Source organism: Pseudomonas sp. AKS31 (assembly GCF_023634765.1).
Classification (GTDB): Bacteria; Pseudomonadota; Gammaproteobacteria; order Pseudomonadales; family Pseudomonadaceae; genus Aquipseudomonas.
Map to the genome: position 1 here is coordinate 876,482 of NZ_JAMLFX010000001.1, position 7,086 is coordinate 883,567.

4 protein-coding genes are annotated in these 7,086 nt (G+C 60.2%); 1 reads left to right on the forward strand and 3 read right to left on the reverse strand.

The features are described from left to right. Positions 1-25 precede the first annotated feature (25 nt). The 3 genes from M9827_RS03975 to M9827_RS03985 form a co-directional block, all read right to left on the reverse strand. The gene (locus M9827_RS03975; RefSeq protein ID WP_250603645.1) at positions 26-1,387 is read right to left on the reverse strand and encodes an HlyD family type I secretion periplasmic adaptor subunit; all 1,362 of its coding nucleotides are present in this window, start codon (positions 1,385-1,387) and stop codon (positions 26-28) included. 10 nt (positions 1,388-1,397) lie between these two features. Then, positions 1,398-3,557, reverse strand: coding sequence for a type I secretion system permease/ATPase (locus tag M9827_RS03980; protein ID WP_250603647.1), 2,160 nt, complete (start codon positions 3,555-3,557; stop codon positions 1,398-1,400). Between the two features lie 173 nt (positions 3,558-3,730). Then, entirely contained in the window at positions 3,731-5,089 is a 1,359-nt protein-coding gene (locus M9827_RS03985; RefSeq protein ID WP_007914523.1) for a TolC family outer membrane protein, read from the reverse strand. 532 nt (positions 5,090-5,621) lie between these two features. Between M9827_RS03985 and M9827_RS03990 the strand changes: the two genes are divergently transcribed. Beyond that, positions 5,622-7,086, forward strand: a 1,465-nt coding sequence (locus M9827_RS03990) for a retention module-containing protein (RefSeq protein WP_250603649.1), incomplete at its 3' end; no start/stop codon positions are given.

Here is a 7,086-nt window from a genome sequence, read left to right on the forward strand (position 1 = left end):
AATTCACCACAAAATCCGGATATCTCTAGCGTTCGCGCATCGCCTCGGTCCGGGCTTTAAGCACCGGTTTCAGCAAGTAATCCAGCACACTTTTCTCCCCGGTAATAATGTCCACCGTCGCCACCATCCCCGGGATGATCAGCAGCGGTTTCACATCTCCGCCCAAATGGTTTTTATCGGTGCGCACCTGAATCAGGTAGAAGCTGTTGCCCTTGTCATCGGTAATCGTGTCCGCACCGATCAGCTCAAGTTTGGCACTCAGCCCGCCGTAAATCGTGTAGTCGTAAGCACTGAACTTGACCATGGCTTTCTGGCCCGGATGCAGGAACGCGACATCCTGCGGGCGCACCTTGGCTTCGATCAGCAGGTTGTCTTCCAGTGGCACGATTTCGACCATGTCACTGCCCGGTTGAACCACGCCGCCGATGGTGTTGACCTTCAATTGCTTGATCACCCCATGCACCGGTGAGGTCACCGTGGTGCGGGTGACGCGGTCGTCGATGGCGATGCTGGTGGCGGTGATTTTCGACAGATCGGTGCGTTTCTCATTCAGCTCTTTCGCCGCCTCGGAGCGGAAGGTTTGCTCCGACTCGTCGATCTTGCTGCGGATCTCGGCAATCGCCGATTCGGCGCGGGGAATGGCCAGCGTCGTCGCGTTCAAAGAGCCTCGGATTTCTACCGCACTGCGTTTGAGCCGGAGGATTTCCACGGGTGACACCGCACCGGTTTTGACCAGTGGCTCGGACATGTTCATCTCTTGCTGCAACAGCGCCAGGCTGGAACTGAACTGGCCCTGTTTGGAGCGAAACTCCGCCAGTTCCTGCGTTTTCTGCCGCAGTTGTTCGCTAAGCGTGCGCTGCTCGCTGGCCAACCGACGCTGGCGCTGTTCGTACAGCGAACGTTCGTCTTCGGCGACTTGCGGTGCTTTGGCGATGACTTCATCGGAGAGCTTGAACGGCCGGCCCTCGGCCTCCGCCGACAGCCGCTCGACCTGCGCCGTCAAGGCGTAACGATCGGCCTCGCTCTCGCCCTTGTTCGAGCGAAAGCGCGTGTCATCCAGACGCAGCAATGTGTCGCCCTTGTTCACCATTTGTCCTTCGCGCACAAAGATCTCGGTGACGATCCCGCCCTCAAGGTTCTGGATCACCTGAATCTTGCTCGACGGAATCGCCTTGCCTTCGCCCATGGTCACTTCTTCGAGCACGGCAAACCTGGCCCAGACCACCGCGCTGATCAGCAGCGCCGCCGCCAGCCACACAGTGATGCGCGACCAGCGCGGTGAATCCTGCAAGGAAGCACCGGCGGTTTCCGGCATGAACTCGGCTTCGGCGCTTCTGCCGAAGCTGTCGAAGTAGCCGCGCGATTTGCTATCGGAGGAAGCAGACATGGGGCAACTCCTAGACCGCCGCCGAGCCGACACGGCCCTTGCGCAGTGCATCGATGACCGCTTCTTTCGGACCGTCGGCGACGACCCGGCCGTTGTCCAGCACCAGCAGCCGATCCACCAGACTCAGCATCGAGGTGCGGTGGGTGACCAGCAGCAGTGTCTTGCCTTGCACCCAGCCATGCAGCTTTTGCCGCAATTGGTCTTCGCTGCTGTTGTCCATGGCACTGGTGGGTTCGTCGAGCAGCATGATCGGCGGGTCGAGCAACAAGGAGCGCGCCAGCAACACCGCCTGGCGTTGGCCGCCAGAAAGCAATTGCCCGCGTTCACCTACTGGCCGATCAAAGCCTTGCGGATGCTGACGAGCGAGTTCCGTAACGCCGGTCAGTTCGGCGACTTCGAGCATCCGCGAATCGCTGATGTAACGTGCGCCGAGGGTCAGGTTGTCGCGCAGGCTGCCGGCCAGCAGCGGCAGGTCGTGGGCGACGTAGCCGATCTGCTGGCGCAGGTCAGCGACATCGAGTTGGCGCAGGTCGAGGCCGTCGAGCAGCAACTGGCCTTCCTCGGGTTCATAGAAGCCCATGACCAAACGCGCCAAGGTGCTTTTGCCCGAACCGCTGCGACCGATGATGCCGACCCGTTCACCGGGTTTCAGGCTGAAGCTGACATTGCTCAGTGCCGGGGCATTCTGGCCGTTGTAATGAAAGGTCACGCCGTTGACGTCGAGCGCGCCTTGCAACTGCGTGCGCTCCAGCGGCCGCTGTTTGCCGTCGCGCTCTTGCGGCAGCGCCATCAGCGCGTCGGTGCTTTTCATGGTCAGTTGCGCTTGCTGATAGCGGGTGATCAGCCCGGCAATCTGCCCCAGCGGCGCGAGTACACGGCTGCCGAGCATGTAGCTGGCGACCAGCGCACCGACGCTGAGGTTGCCGGCGATGATGCTGTAGACCCCGGCAACAATCGTCGCCATTCCGGAAAACTGTTGAATGAATAACGTGCCGTTGGTGGCCAGCGCGGATAAGTTGCGCGCATGGCTGTCGAGACGGGTGAGGGCGCCGTGGGTGCTTTCCCATTTGTGCTGGCGCTCGCTTTCGGCGCTGCAGGCCTTGAGGGTTTCCAGACCGCCGAGGGTTTCGATCAGCACTGCCTGGCGTTCAGCGCCGAGGCTCAGGCTTTTCTGCACGGTGTCGCGCAGGCGCACCTGAATCGCCATGGCGAAGATGATAGTGATCGGAAACGCCAGCAGCGGAATCACCACCAGCCAGCCGCCGAGCAGGCCGATGACCACCAGCATCAGCACCACGAAGGGCAGGTCGATCAGGCTGGTCAGGGTTACCGCTGTGAGAAATTCACGCAGGCCCTGGAAGTCATGAATGCTCTGGGCGAAACCACCGATGGTTGCCGGCCGCGCCTTCATCGACATGCCGGTGATGCGTTCGAATAAAGTCGCGGAAAGGATCACGTCGGTTTTCTTGCCGGCAGTGTCGAGCAGGTGCGCACGCACCACCCGCAACACCAGTTCAAACCCAGTGCCGATCAACAGCCCGATCGACAGCACCCACAGGGTCGACGTGGCCTGATTCGGCACCACGCGATCGTAGGTCTGCATGACGAACAGCGGCACCATCAGGCCTAAAAGATTGATCAGGAAACTGGCGAGAATCGCATCGCTGTAGAGCCATTTCGACAGCTTCAGGGTGTCGCGAAACCACGCATGCACCCGTGGCACCAGCGGCGAGCGCAGGTCTTCGAGTTCGTGGCGCGGACGCGCAAACAGAGCCTGGCCGCTGTAGTGCTCGGCGAGTTCTTCACGGCTGATCCATTGTTCGCCGCCATCGGCTTCGCTGGGCAGGATCAGTGCTTTGCCGTCATCGCCGAAACGCCGCAATACGGCGGTGCGGCCGTCGTTGAGCAGCAGCAGAATCGGCAGGTTGAGCGGCGAGATGTCTTTCAGCTCACGCCGCAGAATCCGTGCCTGCAATCCGGCGCGGGCGGCAGCGCGGGGCAGCAGGTCGAGGCTCAGACGCTGTTTGTTCAGCGGCAGCCCGGCACTCAGGCTGGCACGGCTGACCGTCGCGCCATGCAGTTTGCAAAGGATCAACAGACCGTCGAGTAACGGATCATCGAAGCTCAGCCGCGGATCGACCCCGATGTTGCCGGGTTCCATGCTGGTCATATTGATCGCTCCCCTGAAACGGTGGCACTGGCTACACAAAACTGAACGGAACGCTTGATCGTCTATCACCCCAATCACGTGTAGGAGCTGCCGCAGGCTGCGATCTTTTGATCTTGATCGTAAAAAACAACGTCAAAAGATCGCAGCCCGCGGCAGCTCCTACAGGGAGTTGGTTATTTCAGCTCGGGCAGGCGCGCTTCGTTCTTCACTTCGGTCGCCGCAATCGCATCAGCCGGCAGCACCACCCGTTGCTTGCTCAGCAACTGGCCCATGTTCGCCAGCACGCGGTACATCGAATATTCCTCGGTGTAGCGGATTTCGGTGTAACGACGGTTGGCGTTGTAGAGCTCGTTTTCGCTGTCGAGCAAGTCGAGCAGGGTACGCTGGCCGAGGCCGAACTGATCCTGATACGCGGCGCGCACGCGTTTGGTGGTTTCGGCGTATTCGCGGGCGGTCGGGGTCTGTTTCTTCGCGTTTTCCATGGCGTTCCACGCCAGGCGAATGTTCTCGTTGAGTTGACGCAGGGCGTTGTTGCGGATGTCCATGGCCTGATTGATGTCGTGGGCATTGGCGGCCAGTCGCGCCTTGTCGCTGCCGCCACGGAACAGGTTGTAGTTCATCACCACGCCCACCCGCCATTCGTTGTCGTGGCCTTCATCGCCTTGCACGTTGTTATTCGCGCCGACGGCGGCTTCGGCATCGAAGCGTGGGTAGAACGGCGATTTGGCGACTTCGTACTGGCTCTCGGCCGACTGCACGTCAGCCTGGGCGGATTTCAGATACGGGTTGTTGTCGACCATGCTCTGCTGGGCTTCACGCAGTTCGGTCGGCAACTCGCCACGGGTCGAGGCCGGGGTTTCCAGTTCATCGGGCATGCGTCCGACCACGCTGTAGAAGTTGGCTTCGGCGTCAGACAGATCGACTTCGGCGGTGTCGAGGTTGTTCTGCGCCAGCGCTTTACGCGCAACCGATTGATCGGAGTCGGCGGTGCTGCCGACACCCCGCTCGGTGCGCAGGCCGATCTGATCGTTGACCCGCAAGTGCGCCTGCAGGTTGTTGCGCGCCAGCGTCACCAACTCGCGGCGTTTGAGCACTTCGAGGTAGACCTCGATGGTGCGCAAGGCCAGATCCTGAGCGGTGCCCTGCGCGTAGTACGCACGCGAATTGGACACGCCTTTGGTGCGCTCGACCTCGTTGGCGGTGTTGAAACCGTCGAACAGCATTTGCCGCAAACGCAGCTCGGACTGGGTGTAATTGAGGATTTCGGTGTGGTGATTACCGAAGGCCCGGGTGTTGGTGTTGTCGCTGTAGCCACGGCCATACGCGGCGTTCAGATCGACGGACGGATAGAAACCGCCCTTGGCCACTTTGACTTGCTCATCTGCCGACAGGCGGGCGTCCACGCGCGAGGCCAGTTCCGGATGAGTGGCGATGGTGCTTTGAATCGCCTCGGTGAGGTTCATGGCCTGAGCTTGAGAAGTGCAAGCCATGGCCAGCAAAACCGCGCTGCAGAGGGGGGTTAGAACGCGCATGGGTGCATCTCCCTGAGTCCTGATGGTGTGTTACTGTCGCCAAATATTTGACGATATTTTTAGGTGTATGCGTTTCACTCTTGTAACAACAGAGCTAAGAACATCCTGAAGCGTAGCTAAGAAAAAATTTTCATAAGGCTTATGCCGAAAAAAACTTATGCGCTTTGTAAAAACCGGCACATTGTTCAGCATGAAAGCCTTTGTTTTATGCGCTTTAGGGAGCGCAAAAAGGCTTGAGGAAAGTTCCACTCACTTTGCGACATACGGCGAAGTACTGCTGAAGGGGAGGGACGCGTAGCGGCTGATGAGCGACAGATTTTTGTCACTCGAGTGATTCACCACCGTTACGTAGCGTTAGTGGGCGTATGGCTTTGATCAGGATGCGGAAGTGCTTGATAGCACTGATGTTTCCGAAAGAGGCCGCCTGCGAAACGAACTGTTGAAGGTGCGAGCGTCACCTCCGACAACCCGATTGAGCCATGGGCTGCTTCGCTTACCAGTGCCGACGGTGGTCGGCAGCGGAGGATTTCACATGGCAACGCTCATCGGCACAGTCACTAAAGTCATTGGCCAGGTTTTCGCCCAGTCAGCCGACGGTATTAAACGCGCACTGGTTGAGGGGGATCGTTTGTTTGCAGGCGATCAACTGATCACTGGCGCGGAAGGCGCGGTGGCGGTGAAGCTGGACAACGGCAAAGAACTGACCCTTGGACGCGGCAGCAGCATGGCCATGACCAGTGAACTGTTGGCCGGTCAGGCTGCACACGTAAATGCTGCGGAGGCCGTGACCCCGAGCGACGCGCAACTCACCGACGTCGAGCAGATCCAGAAAGCCATCGCCGCCGGTGAAGACCCGAGCAAAACCGCTGAAGCCACTGCGGCCGGCCCGAATGCCCCGGGCGGTGCGCCAGGTGAGCTGGGCGGTGGCCACAGTTTTGTCTTGCTGACCGAAGTCGGCGGCCGGGTTGACCCGATCATCGGTTTCCCCACCGCCGGGTTCGGCGGTATTCCTGAATTCCCCGAAGAACGTCGTAACGCGGTGATCGACAACGGCGACAACACCCCGGCAGTCGTGGTGCCGCCTCCAGTCAACAATCCGGTGACCCTCAGCGGCCTGAACGTGGCTGGCGGCGAGCTGAACGTCAATGAAGCCAATCTGCCCGACGGCTCGGCGGCCAATCCAGGAGCACTGACGCAAAGCGGCAGCTTCACCGTGTCGGCGCCGGATGGTTTGACCAGTCTGAGCATCGGTGGCATCAACCTGATCAACGGCGGCGTAGCGGTCGGGTTCCCGCAATCGATCACCACGCAACTGGGCAACACCCTGACCATCACTGGTTACAACCCGGCGACGGGCGTGGTCAGTTACAGCTACACCCTCAACGGCAACGAAAGCCACGCAGCCGGCGATGGCGTGAACAACCTCAGCGAGCAGTTCACGGTGATTGCCAGCGACAGCAATGGCGACACCGCGACGGGCACGCTCGACGTCAATATCACTGACGACGTGCCGAAAGCGTTTGACGACGCCAACGGTACAGCCTCGGAAACCCTGCTGACCCTGACCGGCAACGTGCTGACCAACGATGTGCAAGGGGCTGACCGCGCCCCTACCGGACCGGTAACTCCGGGCACGTTCACCGGCACTTACGGCACCTTGGTTCTGAATGCTGACGGCACGTACACCTACACGCTGAACACCAGCGACGCCGATTTCAAAAACCTCCACGGTGGTGGCAACGGCACGGAAACCTTCGCCTACACCATCACAGATGCAGACGGCGATACCAGCACCGCCAACCTCGTGTTGCAGATCCACAACAACGACGATCCGGTGATCATCAATGGCCTCGACGTGAATGGCGGCGAACTCACCGTTTACGAGAAAAATCTCAGCGATGGCAGCGCACCGGATTCCACCGCGCTAACCCAAAGCGGCACGTTCACCATCACCGCACTCGATGGCGTCACAACCCTGACTGTCGGCGGCATCGCCG

Excerpts from the sequence above, each read along its gene's own strand:
- M9827_RS03985 (WP_007914523.1), bottom strand. The coding sequence starts at position 5,089 with ATGCGCGTTCTAACCCCCCTCTGCAGCGCGGTTTTGCTGGCCATGGCT.
- M9827_RS03980 (WP_250603647.1), bottom strand. The coding sequence starts at position 3,557 with ATGACCAGCATGGAACCCGGCAACATCGGGGTCGATCCGCGGCTGAGC.
- M9827_RS03975 (WP_250603645.1), bottom strand. The coding sequence starts at position 1,387 with ATGTCTGCTTCCTCCGATAGCAAATCGCGCGGCTACTTCGACAGCTTC.